The sequence below is a fragment of the Micromonospora sp. C97 genome (assembly GCF_018070385.1).
Taxonomy (GTDB): Bacteria; Actinomycetota; Actinomycetes; order Mycobacteriales; family Micromonosporaceae; genus Micromonospora; species Micromonospora parva.
The window spans coordinates 139,000-156,767 of sequence record NZ_JAGPXU010000007.1; the positions used below are offsets into that span (position 1 = coordinate 139,000).

14 protein-coding genes are annotated in these 17,768 nt (G+C 71.7%); 7 read left to right on the plus strand and 7 right to left on the minus strand.

Going from position 1 to position 17,768, the window contains the following annotated elements; translation table 11 throughout:
• Positions 1-295: 295 nt before the first annotated feature.
• Genes KBX26_RS13040 through KBX26_RS13050 form a run of 3 tightly spaced genes read right to left on the minus strand, consistent with a single transcriptional unit; the run spans position 296 to position 3,679 of the window.
• Positions 296-1,060, minus strand: coding sequence for a succinate dehydrogenase/fumarate reductase iron-sulfur subunit (locus tag KBX26_RS13040; protein WP_210865514.1), 765 nt, complete (start codon positions 1,058-1,060; stop codon positions 296-298).
• Positions 1,057-2,994 carry a fumarate reductase/succinate dehydrogenase flavoprotein subunit gene (locus KBX26_RS13045; RefSeq protein ID WP_210865515.1) on the minus strand — a complete coding sequence of 646 codons (1,938 nt, stop codon included), beginning with the start codon at positions 2,992-2,994 and terminating at the stop codon, positions 1,057-1,059. Before KBX26_RS13045 ends, KBX26_RS13040 begins: the two co-directional genes overlap by 4 nt.
• A gap of 1 nt (position 2,995) precedes the next feature.
• Positions 2,996-3,679: a succinate dehydrogenase cytochrome b subunit gene (locus KBX26_RS13050; protein ID WP_210860985.1), complete on the minus strand. Its 684-nt coding sequence runs from the start codon at positions 3,677-3,679 to the stop codon at positions 2,996-2,998.
• Between the two features lie 83 nt (positions 3,680-3,762).
• Between KBX26_RS13050 and KBX26_RS13055 the strand changes: the two genes are divergently transcribed.
• Positions 3,763-4,692, plus strand: coding sequence for a LysR family transcriptional regulator (locus KBX26_RS13055; protein WP_210865516.1), 930 nt, complete (start codon positions 3,763-3,765; stop codon positions 4,690-4,692).
• Positions 4,693-4,698: 6 nt separating this feature from the next.
• Here the strand turns inward: KBX26_RS13055 and hrpA are convergent, their stop codons facing one another.
• Positions 4,699-8,763: an ATP-dependent RNA helicase HrpA gene (gene hrpA, locus KBX26_RS13060; protein WP_210865517.1), complete on the minus strand. Its 4,065-nt coding sequence runs from the start codon at positions 8,761-8,763 to the stop codon at positions 4,699-4,701.
• A 155-nt stretch (positions 8,764-8,918) separates the two neighbouring features.
• Between hrpA and KBX26_RS13065 the strand changes: the two genes are divergently transcribed.
• Complete coding sequence (locus KBX26_RS13065) at positions 8,919-9,311, plus strand: cytidine deaminase (RefSeq protein ID WP_210865518.1); 393 nt, start codon at positions 8,919-8,921, stop codon at positions 9,309-9,311.
• Positions 9,312-9,322: 11 nt separating this feature from the next.
• On the opposite strand, the gene KBX26_RS13070 is transcribed toward KBX26_RS13065, so the two are convergent.
• A complete protein-coding gene (locus tag KBX26_RS13070) occupies positions 9,323-9,682 on the minus strand; it encodes a YciI family protein (protein WP_030335093.1) in 360 nt (119 codons plus the stop codon).
• Positions 9,683-9,800: 118 nt separating this feature from the next.
• Between KBX26_RS13070 and KBX26_RS13075 the strand changes: the two genes are divergently transcribed.
• From KBX26_RS13075 to KBX26_RS13095, 5 genes are read left to right on the plus strand one after another with little or no spacing between them, the layout of a single operon-like run.
• The gene (locus KBX26_RS13075; protein WP_210865519.1) at positions 9,801-11,756 is read left to right on the plus strand and encodes a multicopper oxidase family protein; all 1,956 of its coding nucleotides are present in this window, start codon (positions 9,801-9,803) and stop codon (positions 11,754-11,756) included.
• A gap of 60 nt (positions 11,757-11,816) precedes the next feature.
• A complete protein-coding gene (locus KBX26_RS13080; protein WP_030335090.1) occupies positions 11,817-12,863 on the plus strand; it encodes an iron ABC transporter permease in 1,047 nt (348 codons plus the stop codon).
• Entirely contained in the window at positions 12,860-14,014 is a 1,155-nt protein-coding gene (locus KBX26_RS13085; RefSeq protein ID WP_307857807.1) for an iron ABC transporter permease, read from the plus strand. Before KBX26_RS13080 ends, KBX26_RS13085 begins: the two co-directional genes overlap by 4 nt.
• A 19-nt stretch (positions 14,015-14,033) precedes the next feature.
• The gene (locus KBX26_RS13090) at positions 14,034-14,885 is read left to right on the plus strand and encodes an ABC transporter ATP-binding protein (protein ID WP_210865520.1); all 852 of its coding nucleotides are present in this window, start codon (positions 14,034-14,036) and stop codon (positions 14,883-14,885) included.
• Positions 14,885-15,832, plus strand: a complete 948-nt coding sequence (locus KBX26_RS13095) for an ABC transporter substrate-binding protein (protein WP_210865521.1) — start codon at positions 14,885-14,887, stop codon at positions 15,830-15,832. Before KBX26_RS13090 ends, KBX26_RS13095 begins: the two co-directional genes overlap by 1 nt.
• A 128-nt stretch (positions 15,833-15,960) precedes the next feature.
• Here the strand turns inward: KBX26_RS13095 and KBX26_RS13100 are convergent, their stop codons facing one another.
• Together KBX26_RS13100 and KBX26_RS13105 are read right to left on the minus strand one after the other, a co-directional pair.
• A complete protein-coding gene (locus tag KBX26_RS13100) occupies positions 15,961-16,854 on the minus strand; it encodes a hypothetical protein (RefSeq protein ID WP_210865522.1) in 894 nt (297 codons plus the stop codon).
• A gap of 194 nt (positions 16,855-17,048) precedes the next feature.
• A complete protein-coding gene (locus tag KBX26_RS13105; RefSeq protein ID WP_030335083.1) occupies positions 17,049-17,693 on the minus strand; it encodes a hypothetical protein in 645 nt (214 codons plus the stop codon).
• Positions 17,694-17,768 lie beyond the last annotated feature (75 nt).

Consider the following 17,768-nt stretch of genomic DNA (forward strand, 5'->3'; position numbering starts at 1 on the left):
AGATCGGGTGGATCCACTCGGGTTTCTTGAAATCGCGGTATCCGGCGTGCGGTAACCGGCCGATTTCCTGAAACGCGAGTGGATCATGCGATGCGGACGGGCCGCGACCGGGGTCAGGCTGGGGCGGCCGTCCCCGGCGGAGGGATCAAGCCTGACCGCCCGGAGCCGGGGACGGCCGCCCCAGCCCCACCGCAACCAACGACCGAGAGTGAGCCCGCCCAGAGCCCGCCCGACCGCCGTACCCCGGAAAGAGCGTGGGGTACGGCGGTCGGGCGTTCGGTACGGGGCTGGACCCTCAGGAACCAGGGGTGTTGTTGGCGCCCTTGGCGGTGGCCGTGAGGTAGTCGCGGTTGAGGCGGCCGATGGTGTTCAGCGGGATGCCCTTCGGGCAGGCCGGGGTGCATTCGCCGGCGTTGGTGCAGCCGCCGAAGCCGGCCTCGTCGTGCGCGTCGACCATGCCGATCACCCGGGTGTAGCGCTCGGGCTGGCCCTGCGGCAGCAGCGAGAGCTGGGTGAGCTTGGCGGCGGTGAAGAGCATGCCGGAAGCGTTCGGGCAGGCGGCCACGCACGCGCCGCAGCCGATGCAGGCCGCCGACTCGAAGGCGGCGTCGGCGTTGGCCTTGGCCACCGGGGTGGAGTGGGCCTCGGGCGCGCTGCCGGTCGGCGCGGTGACGTACCCACCGGCCGCGATGATCCGGTCGAAGGCGCTGCGGTTGACCACCAGGTCCTTGACGACCGGGAAGGCGCTGGCCCGCCACGGCTCGATGTCGATCGTCTCGCCGTCGGAGAACTGCCGCATGTGCAGCTGGCACGCGGTGGTGCCACGCTGCGGCCCGTGCGCGTCGCCGTTGATCATCAGGCCGCACATGCCGCAGATGCCCTCGCGGCAGTCGTGGTCGAACGCCACCGGGTCCTCGCCGGAGAGGATCAGCCGCTCGTTGAGCACGTCGAGCATCTCCAGGAACGACATGTCCGGGGACACGTCGTCGACCGGGTAGGTCACCATCCGACCCTTGTCCTCAGGGCCCTTCTGGCGCCAGATGCGCAGGGTCAGGTTCACTTGTAGCTCCGCTGCGTGGGGTGGACGTATTCGAACTTCAGGTCTTCCTTGTGCAGCACCGAGGGCTCACCGTCGGCGGTGAACTCCCAGGCCGCCACGTACGCGAACCGGTCGTCGTCGCGCTGCGCCTCACCGTCGGGGGTCTGGTGCTCGGCCCGGAAGTGGCCGCCGCAGGACTCCTCGCGGTGCAGGGCGTCGATGCACATCAGCTCGGCCAGCTCGAAGAAGTCGGCCACCCGGCCGGCCTTCTCCAGCGACTGGTTGAGTTCCTCGCCGGTGCCGGACACCTTGACCCGCTGCCAGAACGCCTCGCGCAGCGAGCGGATCTCACCGATCGCCTTGCGCAGGCCGGCCTCGCTGCGCTCCATGCCGCAGTGTTCCCACATGATCTGGCCCAGCTCGCGGTGGAACGAGTCCACGGTCCGGTCGCCGTTGACGGCGAGCAGCCGCCGGACGCGGTCCTCGACGTCGTTGCGGGCCTCGATCGCCGCCGGGTGGCTGGCGTCGACCTTGTCGAGGGGGCCGGAGGCCAGGTAGTTGGCGATGGTGGTGGGCAGCACGAAGTAGCCGTCGGCGAGGCCCTGCATCAGCGCCGAGGCGCCGAGCCGGTTCGCGCCGTGGTCGGAGAAGTTCGCCTCACCGATCACGAACAGGCCGGGGATGTTCGACTGGAGGTCGTAGTCGACCCACAGGCCGCCCATCGTGTAGTGCACGGCGGGGTAGATGCGCATCGGCACCTCGTACGGGTCCTCGCCGGTGATCCGCTCGTACATCTCGAAGAGGTTGCCGTACTTGGCCTCGATGGCCTTGCGGCCGAGCCGGTTGATCGCGTCGGCGAAGTCGAGGTAGACGCCGAGCTTGGTCGGGCCGACGCCGCGGCCCTCGTCGCAGACGTTCTTCGCGGCCCGGGAGGCGATGTCGCGGGGGACCAGGTTGCCGAAGGAGGGGTAGATCCGCTCCAGGTAGTAGTCCCGGTCGTCCTCGGGGATGTCGCGCGGGTTGCGGTCGTCGCCCTTGGCCTTCGGCACCCAGACCCGGCCGTCGTTGCGCAGCGACTCGCTCATCAGGGTCAGCTTCGACTGGTGGTCGCCGGAGACCGGGATGCAGGTCGGGTGGATCTGCGTGTAGCAGGGGTTGGCGAAGTACGCGCCCTTGCGGTGCGCCCGCCAGGTGGCGGTGACGTTGCAGCCCTTGGCGTTGGTGGAGAGGTAGAAGACGTTGCCGTAGCCGCCGGAGGCGAGCACCACGGCGTCGGCCATCTCGGTGCTGATCTCGCCGGTGACCAGGTCCCGGACGACGATGCCCCGAGCCTTGCCGTCGATGAGGACGAGCTCCAGCATCTCGTGCCGGGCGTTCATCTCCACGTTGCCCAGGCCGATCTGCCGCTCCAGGGCCTGGTACGCGCCGAGCAGCAGCTGCTGACCTGTCTGGCCCCGGGCGTAGAAGGTGCGCTGCACCTGGGCGCCACCGAAGGAGCGGGTGTCCAGCAGACCGCCGTACTCGCGGGCGAAGGGCACGCCCTGGGCGACGCACTGGTCGATGATGTTCACCGACACCTCGGCGAGCCGGTGCACGTTCGACTCCCGGGAGCGGAAGTCGCCGCCCTTGACGGTGTCGTAGAAGAGCCGGTGGACGGAGTCGCCGTCGTTGCGGTAGTTCTTCGCCGCGTTGATGCCGCCCTGTGCCGCGATGGAGTGCGCCCGGCGCGGGCTGTCCTGGTAGCAGTAGGACTTGACGTGGTAGCCCTGCTCGGCCAGGGTCGCCGCGGCCGAGCCACCGGCCAGGCCGGTGCCGACCACGATCACCGTCATCTTGCGACGGTTGGCGGGGTTGACCAGCTTGGCCTCGAAGCGCCGGGTCTCCCAACGCTTCTCGACCGGGCCGGCGGGAGCCTTGGTGTCGGCGATCGGGTCGCCCTCGGTGAAGAGTTCCATGTCAGGACACCAATCCGGTGAGTACGGCGAACGGGACCACCAGGTACCCGGCGCAGAGCAGCACGGCGAAGACCAGCGCCGCGACGCGGGCCCGACGCTCGCCACGCGGCGTCTGCTGGCCGAGGCTGCGGAACGCGCTGAACGCGCCGTGGCGCAGGTGGAAGCCCACCGTGACGATGGCGAGCGTGTAGAAGAGCGTGACGTACCAGCGCTCCGGCGCGAAGTCGGCGACGACGTTGCCGTACGGCTTGCTCTCGTTGCCGACCGGGTTCAGCGTGCCGGTGGTCAGGTCCAGGAGGTGGTAGATCACGAAGAGCAGGATGATCACGCCGCCCCAGCGCATCGTGCGCGCGGCGTAGCTGCCGTTGACCTTCTTGCGGTGGGCGTACTTGACCGGGCGGGCGGCGCGGGCCCGCCGGGCCAGCACGGTGGCGGCCACGATGTGGGCGACGACCGCCACGACCAGCACGGTGCGCAGGATCCACAGGAACCAGACGCCGGGCAGCAGTGGCTTGCCGATGTCGCGCAGCCAGTGCGCGTAGTGGTCGAACGAGGTTTCCCCCGTGAACACCTTCAGGTTCCCCAGCATGTGGGCGATGAGGAAGAGCACCAGCAGGATGCCCGTCACCGCCATGACGGCCTTGAGGCCGACGTTCGAGCGGATGGGCGACCGAGTTTTCGTCATTACCACGAGACCGACGCTAGGAGCACTTCGATCAGTCGTCCAATGCATCAAACTCGCAGCGTTGATAGCCGTAGGCTATGTAGATGCAGCTCCATCAGCTCCGGTACTTCGTCGCGGTGGCCGAAGTACGACATTTCACCCAAGCCGCCGACCTGGTCGGCATCACTCAGCCTTCTCTCAGTAAGCAAATTCACGCTCTGGAGGCCGACCTCGGGGCGCCCCTGTTCGAGCGGGTAAGGGGCAACATCGCGCTCACCGCGGCGGGTGAGGTGCTGCTGCCGTTGGCCACCCGCATCCTCGCCGACGTGGAGACGGCGACCCGGGAGGTCCAGGAGCTGGTCGGGCTGCGCCGGGGCCGGGTCCGGCTCGGGGCCACCCCCAGCCTGGCCACCTCGCTCGCCCCGCCGGTGCTGCGCCGGTTCCGCGACGCGCACCCCACGGTCGACCTGCGGGTCGAGGAGGGCGGCTCCCAGGACCTGGTGCGTGACCTGCTGCGCGGGGATCTGGACCTGGCGCTGATCATCATGCCGTCGCAGGGCGCCGACCCGGGTCTGCGGGTCGACCCGATCCTGCGCGAGAGCCTGGTGGTGGCCTCGGTGGGAGAGGTGGCGACCGCGTCGACGACCGGGGAGCTGCGCATCACCGACCTTCGGGACCAGCCGATGGTGATGTTCCGGGAGGGGTACGACCTGCGCGACGCGACCATCCAGGCCTGCCGGGAGGCGGGCTTCGAACCGAGCTTCGCGGTGGACGGCGGCGAGATGGACGCCGTGCTCAGCTTCGTCGAGGCGGGGCTCGGCATCGCGCTCGTACCCGGCATCGTGCTGGCGCGCCGGCCGGGCGTGCGGATCACCCCGCTCGCCCCGCCCGGGGTGCGGCGGACCATCGCGGTGGCCCGCCGCCGTGACGTCGTACCCACCCACGCCGGCCGGGAGCTGCGCCGCATCCTGCTCGACTACATCCAGTCGGCCATCGACCGCGACGAGCTCCCGCCCGGGGTGGACCCGCTCTGACCGGCGTCAGCGGCCCTCGGCGTCGTCCATCGCGCGGTAGATCCGCTGCTCCGAGACGGGGTACGGGGTGCCGAGCGCCTGGGCGAAGACGTTCACCCGCAGCTCCTCGATCATCCAGCGGATCTGCCGGACCGCTGTCTCCTGCCGACGGGCCGGCGGCAGGTTGGCGAGCAGGTCGTCGTACTCCTTCTGCACCACGGCGATCCGGTCCTGCTGTTGGCGGTCGCGTTGCGGGTTGCCGCCGAGGCGGTCCAGTCGACGCTCGATGGCGGTGAGGTAGCGCAGCAGGTCGGGCAGGCGCGCGTACCCGGTCTCGGTGATGAACCCGGCGTGCACCAGCCCGGCGAGCTGGTTGCGGATGTCGGCCAGCGCCGCGACCACGGCGAGGTTGCGGGTAGCGCCGAGGCGCTGCTCGACGGCGTACGCGGCGGCGAGGACCTTGCGGACCCGGTCCATCACCTCGACGACGGTGTCGACCAGGTCGGCGCGGACCTTCTCACGCACCGCCGCGAAACCGTCGGCGTCCCACGCCGGCCCACCGGCCGCAGCGATCAGCCGGTCGATGGCCGCGCCCGCGGCGTCCTCGATCAACTCCTGGACGCCGCCGTGCGGGTTACGGCTCAGCGCCAGCTTCGCCTCGTTGCTCAGCCGCCCCTGCAGGAACCGCGCCGGGGACGGCACGGTGAGCCGCAGCAGCCGGCGGGTTCCCGCCCAGTGCGCCGCCTCCGCCTCGGCGGGGGAGTCGAACACCCGCACCCCGACCGTGGCGCCCTCGTCCACCAGCGCCGGGTAGGCGGTGACCGCGTACCCGGCCCGGACCTGCTCGATGGTGCGGGGCAGCGTGCCGATGCTCCACTCCCGCAGGCCCGTGCGGGCCACCTCCGGCGCGGCGGCCGCCACCGTTTGGCGTACCTCCTGGCGGAGTTGGCGTTGCAGGGCCGGCAGGTCCTTGCCCTCGGCGACCGGCTTCTCGTCGTCGCCGAGCACCCGGAAGGTCACCCGCAGGTGCGGCGGGAGCTTGCCCGGCTCCCAGGCGTCGCGGGGCACTGTCACCCCGGTCATCCGGCGCAGCTGCCGGGTGAGCGCGTCCAGCAGCGACTCCTCGCCGGGCGTGATCGCCGCCAGGGCGGCCCGGGCGTAGTCCGGCACCGGGACGAAGTTGCGGCGGATCGCCTTCGGCAGCGAGCGGATCAGCGCGATCACCGTCTCCTCGCGCAGCCCCGGCACCTGCCAGTCGAAGCTCTCCGCCGGCACCTGGTTGAGCAGCGGCAACGGGATGTCCACTGTGACGCCGTCGTCCGGCGTGCCCGGCTCGAACCGGTACGTCAGCGGGAGGCTCACCCCGTCGGTCTGCCACTCGTCCGGGTAGTCGTCCTCGGCCACGCCCGCGCGGCCATCGTTGATCAGCAGGTCGCGGGTGAAGGTGAGCAGGTCGGGTCGCTCGCGGCGGGTCTTCTTCCACCACGAGTCGAAGTGTCGGCCGGAGGAGACGTCGGCCGGGATCCGCTGGTCGTAGAAGCCGAAGATGGTCTCGTCGTCGACCAGGATGTCCCGGCGTCGGGCCCGGCTCTCCAGCTCCTCGATCTCGGCGAGCAGCCGCTTGTTCTCCGCCCAGAACTGGTGGTGGGTCTGCCAGTCACCCTCGACCAGGGCGTGCCTGATGAACAGTTCCCGGCTCAGCGTCGGATCGATCCGCCCGAAGTTGACCTTGCGGGAGCTGACCAGCGGAACGCCGTACAGGGTGACCTTCTCGTAGGCCATCACCGCGGCCTGCTTCTTCTCCCAGTGCGGCTCGCTGTAACTGCGCTTGACCAGGTGCTGGGCGAGGGGCTCGACCCACTCCGGCTCGACCCGACCGGCGATGCGGCCCCACAGCCGGGATGTCTCCACCAGTTCGGCAGCCATCACCCAGCGCGGCGGCTTCTTGAACAACGCCGATCCGGGGAAGACAGCGAACTTCGCCCCCCGCGCCCCCAGGTACTCGTGTTTCTGGGCGTCCTTGAGGCCGATGTGCGACAGCAGGCCGGGCAGCAGCGACTGGTGCACCTTCGGGGTGTCGATCTCCTCCGGCAGGTCCGCGCCACCACGGCGGGCCCGGCCGGCGTCCGCGTCGGCCGGGGTGTCGGGCGCCGGCCGTCCACCGCGCCGGTCGCCCTCGCCCGGGGTACGCAGCACCTGGCGCAGTTGGCTGACGATGTCCTGCCACTCGCGGATCCGCAGGTAGTTCAGGTACTCCGCCTTGCACATCCGGCGGAACGCGCTGGAGGACAGCTCGCGCTGTTGCTCGCGCAGGTAACGCCACAGGTTGAGGTAGGCGACGAAGTCCGACTCCTTGTCGGCGAACCGGGCGTGCGCCTGGTCGGCCTGGGCCTGCTTCTCCGCCGGTCGCTCCCGCGGGTCCTGGATGGAGAGCGCGGCGGCGATCACCAGCACCTCGGTGGCGCAGCCGTTGCGCTCGCCCTCGACCACCATCCGGGCCAGTCGCGGGTCGACAGGCAGCTGGGCCAGCCGCCGACCGAGCGCGGTGAGCCGCTTCGCCGGGTCGGCCTCGGTCGGGTCCAACGCGCCCAACTCGTGCAGCAGATTGACACCGTCGGTGATGTTGCGCTTGTCCGGCGGGTCGATGAACGGGAACGCGGCGAGGTCGCCGAGCCCGATCGCTGTCATCTGGAGGATGACCGACGCCAGGTTGGTCCGCAGGATCTCCGGGTCGGTGAACTCGGGCCGGGACGCGAAGTCCTGCTCGTCGTAGAGGCGGATGCAGATGCCGTCCGACGTGCGGCCGCAGCGGCCCTTGCGCTGGTTGGCCGAGGCCTGGGAGATCGGCTCGATCGGCAGCCGCTGCACCTTGAGCCGGCTGGAGTAGCGGGAGATGCGGGCGGTGCCCGGGTCCACCACGTACTTGATGCCGGGCACTGTCAGCGAGGTCTCCGCGACGTTGGTGGCGAGCACCACCCGACGGGAGTTGTGCGCGGCGAAGACCCGGTGCTGCTCGGCGGAGGAGAGCCGCGCGTACAGCGGCAGGATCTCGGTGCCGAGCAGCGTTCGCTTCTTCTGCACCAGCTTGCCCAGCGCGTCGGCGGTGTCCCGGATCTCCCGCTCGCCGCTGAGGAAGACCAGGATGTCGCCGGGGCCCTCGGCGGCCAGTTCCTCGACGGCGTCGCCGATCGCCTGGATCTGGTCGCGGACGTTCTCCTCGTCGGCGTCGCCGTCGTCCTCGCCCTCGGCGAGCTCGACCAGCGGGCGGTAGCGGACCTCGACCGGATAGGTGCGTCCGGAGACCTCGACGACCGGCGCGGGCACGCCGTCGGGCTCGTCGGCGGTGGGTGGCCCGGCGAAGTGCTTGGCGAAGCGGTCGGTCTCGATGGTCGCCGAGGTGATGATCACCTTGAGGTCGGGTCGGCGGGGCAGCAGCTCCCGCAGGTACCCGAGGATGAAGTCGATGTTGAGGCTGCGCTCGTGCGCCTCGTCGATGATCAGCGTGTCGTACTGGCGCAGCATCCGGTCGGTCTGCAGCTCGGCCAGCAGGATGCCGTCGGTCATCAGCTTCACCAGGCTGCGGTCGCTGACCTGGTCGGTGAAGCGCACCTTGTAGCCGACCACGTCACCCAGCTCGGTGCCCAGCTCGTCGGCGATCCGGTCGGCCACCGTGCGGGCGGCCAACCGCCGGGGCTGGGTGTGCCCGATCAGGCCGTGCACGCCGCGCCCCAGCTCCAGGCAGATCTTGGGGATCTGGGTGGTCTTGCCGGAGCCGGTCTCGCCCGCCACGATCACCACCTGGTGGTCGCGGATGGCCGTGGCGATGTCGTCCTTGCGCTCACTGACCGGCAGACCCGCCGGGTACGAGATCACGGGCACCGCGGCCTGGCGGGCGGCGAGCCGCTGCTCGGCCCGGACCAGGTCGGCGGTGATCTCGGTCAGCGCCGCCTCCCGACGCTGCGGGTCGCGCAGCTTGCGGGCACCGTCCAGCCGCCGCTGGAGTCGGCGCTGGTCGCGGAACATCAGAGGGGTGAGGCGGCGGTGCAGCTCGCGAACGGGATCGGTCGCGACGGAGGCGGTTGGATTCTGCATGTCGTGCCCAAGGATAGGCAGCCCGGCGGCGCACCGCCCCCGGGTTATCGAGCGGCCCGCTCCTCGACTGCCGTTCACCGGGGGCCTCCGGTCCCGTGACGGCCATGACCGGGACCTAGAGTTGGCGGCCGACGTCGAGCGCTGGGGGAGCCGGGATGGAGATGCGTGACACCGACCGCGCGTTGGTGCAGGCCGCCACCGCGGTCGCCAAGCTGCGGTGCCGCAGCCAGCGCCACACTGTCGCGTCGGCGGCCCGGACCGTGGACGGGCGGGTCTTCACGGGCGTGAACGTCCGGCACGCCAGCGCAGCGGTCTGCGCCGAGCTGGTCGTGATCGGCACGGCCGCGACGCAGGGCGTCACCGCGTTGGAGACGATCGTCACGGTCGCCGACCGCGGTCGCGAGGTCGTCGCGCCCTGTGCCCGGTGCCGGCAGGTGCTGGCCGACCACTTCCCGGACCTGCGGGTGATCGTCGGCCCGATGGACGCCCCGCTGGTGGTCCCGCTCGGGGAGCTGCCGGCGGAGACCGGCAGCGACTCGGCCGGCTGACCGGGCGCGCGTCAGTCCCCGGCGGCGGCCTCCAGCATCGACTGCGGCACCGGCACGCTCTCGAAGCGCAGGTTGCCCTCCGGGAGCAGCCAGGTGGTCACCCGCGCGAGCAGGCGACCGGCACGCACGGCCGGGTCGTTGGCGAAGAGCGCGCGGGCCTCGTCCGGGGCGATGGACAGCACCACGAAGCCCCGCAACCGCTCGTCGTCGGGGTGGAGGAACGGCCCGGCCGCGAGCACCAGCCCCTGCTGCACGAGACCCGCCTGATGCGCCAGGTGGGCGTCCTGCAGGCGGTCGATGGCGTCCTGCGGCAGCTCCGGCGGATCCGACGGTCGGCTCAGCAGGACGACCGTGTGCTGGTCGAATCGCATGTTCCCACCCTATGAGGCGAATGTCCCTCTTCTGGGTGTCATCGAGCATCTGTCCGTCCTGTGGTCGTCCGCGAATCTCATTCTCATATCGAGGTTCGCGACGATTGGGAGGTGCGGCATGGTCACCAGACGTGGGCTGCTCGTGGCCGGTGCCACCGGCGGCGCGGCGGCGCTGATCCCGGCGGGCTGGGCGGCATCGGGCCGGGCGCTCGCCGCGGCAGCGTCGCTGGACGCCCGTGACATCCCGAAGTACGTCACGCCGCTGCGGATCCCCCCGGCGATGCCGACGGTGGCGCCCGATCCCGAGCGCGACACCTACGAGATCGCGGTACGACAGTTCCGCCAGCAGATCCTGCCGCCCCCGTGGCCGCGCACCACAGTGTGGGGCTACGGCTCCACCGCCCACCCCGGCAGCTTCGGCTACCCGGCGCCCACCATCATGGCCCGGGTCGGCCGGCCGGTGCGGGTGACCTGGGTCAACCAGCTCGTCGACGACCGGGGCGACTACCTGCCGCACCTGCTGCCGGTGGACCCCACAGTGCACTGGGCCAACCCGGCCGGTGGCATCGAGCACCGGGACCGTCACGGGCGGTGGGACGGCAGCCCGCAGGGGTATCGCGGACCGGTGCCGCAGGTGGTGCATCTGCACGGCGCGCACAGCGCCCAGGAGAGCGACGGGCACGCCGAGGCGTGGTACCTGCCGACGGCCCGCGACCTGCCGCCGGACTTCGCCGTGTCCGGCAGCGCGTACCGCGAGTTCCGGTCCCGGTTCGCCGAACGGTCCGGGCTGCGCTGGACGCCGGGCTCGGCCACCTTCGAGTACGCGAACGACCAGCGCCCGTGCACCCTCTGGTACCACGACCACACGCTCGGGCTCACCCGCGAGAACGTCTACGCCGGGCCCGCCGGGTTCTACCTGCTCGGCGGGGACGAGCTGCCGGAGGAAGTGCTGCCCGGCCCGGCGCCGACCCGCGCCGACCCGCCGACCGCCTCGTACCACGACATCCCGCTGATGATCCAGGACCGCAGCTTCACCGCCGACGGCGACCTGCAATACCCGAAGCGGTACTCCGGCAACGGCGACGGGCCGCCAGTGTCCGTGCCCGGGTTCTCCGGCTCCACCATCGTGGTCAACGGCCGCACCTGGCCCACGCTGACAGTGCGGCGCCGGCGCTACCGGTTCCGGCTGCTCAACGGCTGCAACAGCCGTTTCCTGCTGCTCAGCGTGGCCGCGAACGCCACCGCCCGGCCGGCCCGGCCGGTGCTGCCGGTCTGGCAGATCGGCAGCGACGGCGGCTTCCTGCCGGAGCCGGTGGCGCACGAACGCGTGTCACTCGGCCCCGCCCAGCGGGTCGACGCGATCGTAGACTTCACCGACGTCCCGGCCGGCACCGAGCTGTACCTCGTGAACGAAGGGCCGGACGGGATGTACGCCGGCGGTCGCCCCGGGGTGGACTTCCCGCCGGCCGACCCGCAGACCACCGGGCAGGTGCTGCGGTTCGTGGTCACCGACGCCGCCGGCGCGGACCCCAGCGTCCCACCGGAACAACTACGGCTGCCGGCGCACCCTCGGCTCGGAGCGGCCCAGCGGGTACGCCAGCTGTCGCTCAACGAGCGCGGGTCCGGCGGGTCGACGGTGATGCTGCTCGGCGTCCTCGACGAGCGCGGCCGGGGTCTGCCGTTGCGCTGGAGCGATCCGGTGACCGAACAGCCCACCCTCGGCGACACCGAGGTCTGGGAGGTGCGCAACTTCACCCGGCACGTGCACCCGGTCCACCTGCACCAGGTCCAGTTCGAGCTGCTCGGCCGGGGACACTCGGGCAGGGCGCAGCCGGGCCCGGCGGACCGGGGGTGGATGGACACGGTGCTCGCGTACCCGTGGGAGGTGACCCGGATCAAGGCGCACTTCGACCTGCCGGGTCGGTACGCCTGGCACTGCCACCTGCTGGAGCACGAGGACAACGAGATGATGCGACCGCTGAACGTGTTGCCGCGCGGTGGCGCGGCGGCCGGTGACGGTGGCGCGGCGGGCGGGGCCGGGGGAGCCCCGACGGCATCGACAGACGCCGGTTAGGCCTCTTTCTGCAGCTCGGCTAAGGTTAGGCGAACCTAAGCGTGAACGTGCAGGAGACTCGTGACCACCCTCGCCACCCGGCCGACCCCGGCCCGCAACCGGTCCGGCACCCGTACCGGCCGCCGGGTGGCCGTCACCGTCGGGGCCGCGCTGGTGCTGCTGCTCACCGTGCTGGCCAGCTTCGCGCTCGGCAGCCGACAACTCGGCGTCGACCAGGTCTGGCACGCGCTCGTCGCACCCGACGGCGGCGACGCCAGCACCATCGTCCGTGAGCTGCGGATGCCACGGACCGCGCTCGGCCTCGCCGTCGGCCTCGCGCTCGCCGTGGCGGGGGTGCTGTTCCAGGCGCTCACCCGCAACCCCCTCGCCGAGCCGCGCATCCTGGGCATCAGCGCTGGCGCGTCGTTCGGGGTGGTCCTGGCGATCTCCGTCTTCGGCGTCGGCACGCTCGCCGGGTACGTCTGGTTCGGCATCGCCGGAGCCCTGATCGCCGGGCTGTTGGTCTTCGCCATCGCCACCCGCGCCCGCGAGGGCGCCAGCCCGGTCACCCTCGCGCTGGTCGGTGCGGCGCTCGACGCCAGCCTGGCCTCCGGGGTGTACGCCCTGCTCAGCATCGACGCCCGCACCTTCGAGGAGTACCGCTTCTGGGTGGTCGGCGGTCTGTCCGGCCGGGACCTGTCGGTCACCGCGCAGGTGCTGCCGTTCGTCCTCGTCGGGTTGGTCCTGGCCGCCCTGGTGGCCCGCGGTCTGGACGCGTTGGCCCTCGGCGACGACGTGGCCCGTGGACTCGGCCACCGGATCGGCCTGGTCCGCCTCGGTGGTGGCCTCGCCGCCGTGCTGCTGACCGGTGCGGCGGTGGCCGCTGCCGGCCCGGTCGCGTTCGTCGGGCTGGCCGTGCCGCACCTGGCGCGCGCCCTGGTCGGCGCGGACCACCGCTGGACCCTGGCCGTCTCCGCCCTGCTCGGGCCGGCGCTGTTGCTCGCCGCCGACATCGTCGGTCGGCTCGTCGCCCCACCCGGCGAGATCCCGGCCGGTATCGTCACCGCGCTGATCGGTGCGCCACTGCTGGCCGTGCTGGTCCGTCGCGCCCGGGTGGTGACCGCGTGACCACCACCCAGCGCACCTCCGGCCCCTCCGACGCGTCTGACGCCGCCGCCGGCTCGCCCGCCGCCGCCTCGCCCGGTGCCGCCGGCCTGTCGAGCACCGCCGTGCCGTCCGGTGAGTCGATCCGGCTGGCCGGGCGGTCGCTGCTGCGGATCGGCCCGGTCAGCCTGCTGATCCGCCGTCGCGCGGTCCTGGTGGCCGCCGTGCTGACCGTGCTGCTCCTGCTGGCCGTGGTGCTCAGTCTCTCGCTGGGCACCCCGTACGTCGCCCCGGCCGACGTGCTGCGTGCCCTCTCCGGGGCCGGCACCCCGTACGACCTCGTGGTCTTCGACCTTCGGCTGCCGCGCGTCGTGCTGGCCGCCGTGGCCGGCGCCGCCTTCGGCGTGGCCGGCACGCTGATCCAGAGCGTGGCCCGCAACCCGCTCGCCAGCCCGGACGTCATCGGCATCACCCAGGGTGCCGGTCTCGCCGCCACCGTGGCCCTGACCAGCGGAATGGCCGCCGTGCTGGTGGCGCCCACCGCGCTGGTGGGTGGGCTGCTCGCGGCGGCGCTGCTGTTCGCCCTCGGCGCCCGGCACGGGCTGGCGGCACAGCGGTTCGTGCTCGCCGGCGTGGCGGTCGCGTTCGGCTTCCGGGCGCTCACCGAGGTGGTCATGCTCACCGCCGACCCGATCGACGGGCTGCGCGCGCAGATCTGGCTGATCGGCACCCTCGCCGGCAAGGGCTGGACCGAGGCCGCCTGGATCGCCGGCACCCTGCTGGTGCTGCTGCCGGTGCTGGCCTGGGCCGGGTGGGCGCTGAACAGCACCGCCCTCGACGACGACACCGCCCGGGGCGTCGGGCTGCGCCCGGTGGCCCGCCGGATCGGTCTCGCCGGCACCGGTGTGCTCGTCGCCGCGATGGTCACCGCCCAGGTCGGGGCCGTGGACTTCGTGGCGCTGGTCGCCCCGCAGGTGGCCCGCCGGCTGGTACGCGCCGAACGGCCGCCGCTGGTCTGCGCGGCCCTGCTCGGCGCGCTCCTGCTGGTGCTGGCCGACCTGGCCGGCCGGCGGCTGTTCGCACCCACCCAACTGCCCGCTGGGGTGCTGACCGCCGCGATCGGTGGCCCGTACCTGATCTTCCTGCTGCTGCGTGGTCGGCGGCGGTCGTCGTGACGCCTCGAGGAGTCGTGTGATGCTCTCTACCCGCGACCTGGTCGCCGGCTACGACGACCGGACCGTGCTCGACGGGCTCGACCTGGACCTGCCGACCGACGCGTTCACCGTCATCGTCGGCCCCAACGCGTGCGGCAAGTCCACCCTGCTGCGCACGATGGCCCGGCTGCTCAACCCCCGCCGGGGCACGGTGCTGCTGGACGGCACCGCGATCCGCGACCTGCCGACCCGGGAGGTCGCCCGCCGCCTCGGCGTCCTGCCGCAGAGCCCGCTGGTGCCCGAGGGCGTCACAGTGGCGGACCTGGTCGGGCGGGGCAGGCAGCCCTACCAGCGGTGGTGGCGGCAGTGGTCGTCGGAGGACGGCGCGGCGGTGGACCACGCGATGGCCCTCGCCGACGTGACCGACCTGGCCGACCGACCGGTGGACAGCCTCTCCGGCGGTCAGCGGCAACGGGTCTGGATCGCCATGACCCTCGCCCAGGACACCGACGCCCTGCTGCTGGACGAGCCGACCACCTTCCTCGACCTGGCCCACCAGGTGGAGGTGCTGGACCTGCTGCACCGGCTGCGCGCCGAGCGGGGCCGCACCGTGGTCGCCGTGCTGCACGACCTGAACCAGGCCGCCCGCTACGCCGACCACCTGGTCGCGATGCGCGCCGGCGCCGTGGTGGCCGCCGGACCGCCCCGGGAGATCCTCACCGCCGACCTGGTCCGCGACGTCTTCGGGCTGGCCTGTGTGGTCGTGCCCTGCCCGGTGACCGGCGCACCCCTGGTGGTGCCCGCGTACACCGGTGGCACCTCCGCCAGCCCGGTCACCCCCGCCGACGCAGCGATTCCGCTCGCCGGCTCGTACCCCTCGAAAGGACTCTGATGCGTCGTCTCGTCGCCGCTCTCGCCGCGGCCGCCGCCCTCGGCGTCGGACTCACCGCCTGCGGTGAGAGCGACCCGGTCGCCGGCACCACCACCGGGGAGACCCGGGAGATCACCCACGCCATGGGCACCACCAAGGTCCCGGCGGAGCCCAAGCGGGTGGTCGTGCTCGACACCGACAAGATCGACACGGCGCTCTCACTGGGCATCACGCCCGTCGGTGCCGCCACCGCCGGTGAGGCCAAGAGCTGGCCGACCTACTTCGGCGCGGACAAGCTCGCCGGCATCAAGGAGGTCGGGGTGCTCACCGAGCCCGACCTGGAGGCGATCAACGCACTGAAGCCGGACCTCATCCTGGGCAGCAAGTTCCGCCAGGAGAAGTTCTACGACGAACTGGCCGCCATCGCGCCGACAGTGTTCACCGACAAGGTGGGCATCACCTGGAAGGAGAACCTCCTCCTCGACGGCAAGGCGCTCGGCCGCGAGCAGCAGGCCAAGGACCTGCTCGGCGCGTACGAGAAGCGGGCCAAGGACTTCGGTGCCACCCTCGGCGACCCCGCCGCGCGCAAGGTGTCGATCGTGCGGTTCCTGCCCGGCAACATCCGGGTGTACGGCCCGGACTCGTTCTCCGGCATCGTCATCGGCGACACCGGCCTCGGCCGCCCCGAGCGGCAGATGCTCGCCAACAAGGAGGACAAGCGCTTCGACCTGGTCAGCCCCGAGCGGATCAACGAGGTCGACGGTGACGTCATCTTCGTGACCGCGTACGGCGACAAGGCCGCCGCCGAGCAGAGCAAGGTGGCTGGCGGAACCCTCTGGAAGGGCCTGGGCGCCGTCAAGGCCGGCAAGGCGTACCCCGTCTCCGACGAGGTCTGGATGACCGGCATCGGCGTCGGCGCCGCCAACAAGATCCTCGACGACCTGGCCAAGTACCTCCCCGCCGCCTGACCCCGCCGGCACCGTCGCGAACGAACCCCAAGATCCGAACAACTACCGGGAAACTGCTGCCTCCCAAGCCGCAGAAGCAGCAGTAACCCTGAAGTTGTTCGGATCTTGGGGTCGGGGGCCCGTCGGGGTCAGCGGGATCGGGAGTTGAGGGCTTGACGGAGTTCCTCGAGGAAGCCGTCGAAGTCCTCCCGGAATCGTTTCGCGGTCACGTGCAGCACGATCCAGTTGTCACCGAGCAGGCGGTTGAGGCGACGTCGATCGCGGTGAAACTGCTCGGGATCGTCGTGCCACAGTCCGTCGTACTCGACGGCGACCTTGAGGTGTGGCCACGCCAGGTCCAGGCGGGCCACGAATCTCCCCTCGCGCTCGACCACGAACTGGGTGACCGGCGTCGGCACCCCGGCGAGCACGATCCGCACGCGAAGTCGGGACTCCGGTGCCGATTCCGCGCCCGCGTCAGCCAGGGCGGCCACCCGCACCATGCGCTTCCACCCTCGGTCGCCGACCCGCGCCCGGGCGTTTGCCCGCAACGATGCGAGTGCCACCAGATGGTTGTGGGCGAGCCGATCCACGATCGCGACGGCCTCCTCCGTCGGCAGCCACTGGGCCAGATCCCAGCAGGTACGCGTCGGCGTGGTCATCGGGATGCCCCGGCGTAGCGTGACGTCGGCTCCGTCGATCGTGCCAACGTGGACGGCGAGGCCTGACACCGGTCCGAACCGCTGGCCGCTGGGCACGAGGACATCGACCGGCTCGTTGCCGGCGACCGACGCTGCGCCGTAGAGCGCTGCCGCGCTGCGCCCGGCGATCACCACACCCGGGGGTAGCACCAGTTGTGCCGCCGCGGCACAACGAGCGCGGTGCGTGACCTCCAGTCGGGCATCCGCGTAGACGTCGCGGAAGAGGGGCCGCCACGCCGAGCTGCGCAGTTCCGCAGGGGTGATGAGTCCGTCCGCGACGGCGCGGGAGCCGCGGAAGACACGCCCCTGCAACCTTGCCGGACGCCGTGGAGAAGCAGGCATGAAGACACCCTGCCGGCCGGGTACGCCCGCCGACAGCCCCTGTGGATAACCCTCACGTGGGGCCGGACGTACAAGATCCGCGCAACTTCAGAGTTCTTGCTGCTTCCCGATCGTGGGAGGCAGCAGCATCCCTGAAGTTGCGCGGATCTTGATGGCGGCGACGGCGGCGGGGTGGGGGTGGGGGTGTGGGCGGGTTAGGCGGCGGTGGACCAGATGGCGCGGAAGGCGGCGGCTTCGCCGGCCAGCCAGCGTTCGATCTGCTCGGGCTTGGCGTCGGTGGGCATGTGGTGGGCCTGGCCACGGCGGACATCCACCAGGACCGGCTCGGCGTGCGGGAGCACCGCGTCCATGTGGCGGGCCATCAGGTGCAGGGTGGCCAGCACCGATTCCTCGCTCGGCGGGGTCTCGTCGAAGTGCAGGCGGACCGCTTCGGCGCGGCCGTCGGCGTGGCGTACACCGAAATGGGGGTTGATCTTGACGGGTAGGTCGCCCAGCATGGCCAGGGCGTCGCGGGTCTGGGCGAGGTCGACGGCGGCCGGCTCGCCGAGGGAGTGCAGCCAGGCCGTGGCGCCGGGAACGAGCGCCTGGTAGAGCGGGCGCCAGCGAGGCTTGACCACGTCGACCACCCCGGTCAGGTGGGTGCCGCCGGTGTGGAAGGCGATGTCGGCCTTGAGTGCCTTGACGAACTGCCCGTGCGGGTTGAAGCCGGACCGGCTGGCTCGCTGCTTACGCAGACCGCCCACGAAGGTCGCCTTGGTGGGGCCGGTGCGGTCGACGTAGCGGGTGAAGCCGAGCAACGTGGCGTAGGGGGTGAGGGGCGTGGCGGCGGGCGCGGTCACGGGCGTCCTCCCGATCGTAATCCTGCAGGTCAGGAACTCGATTAGTACATACATTCTAATCGACGGGTCTGACAT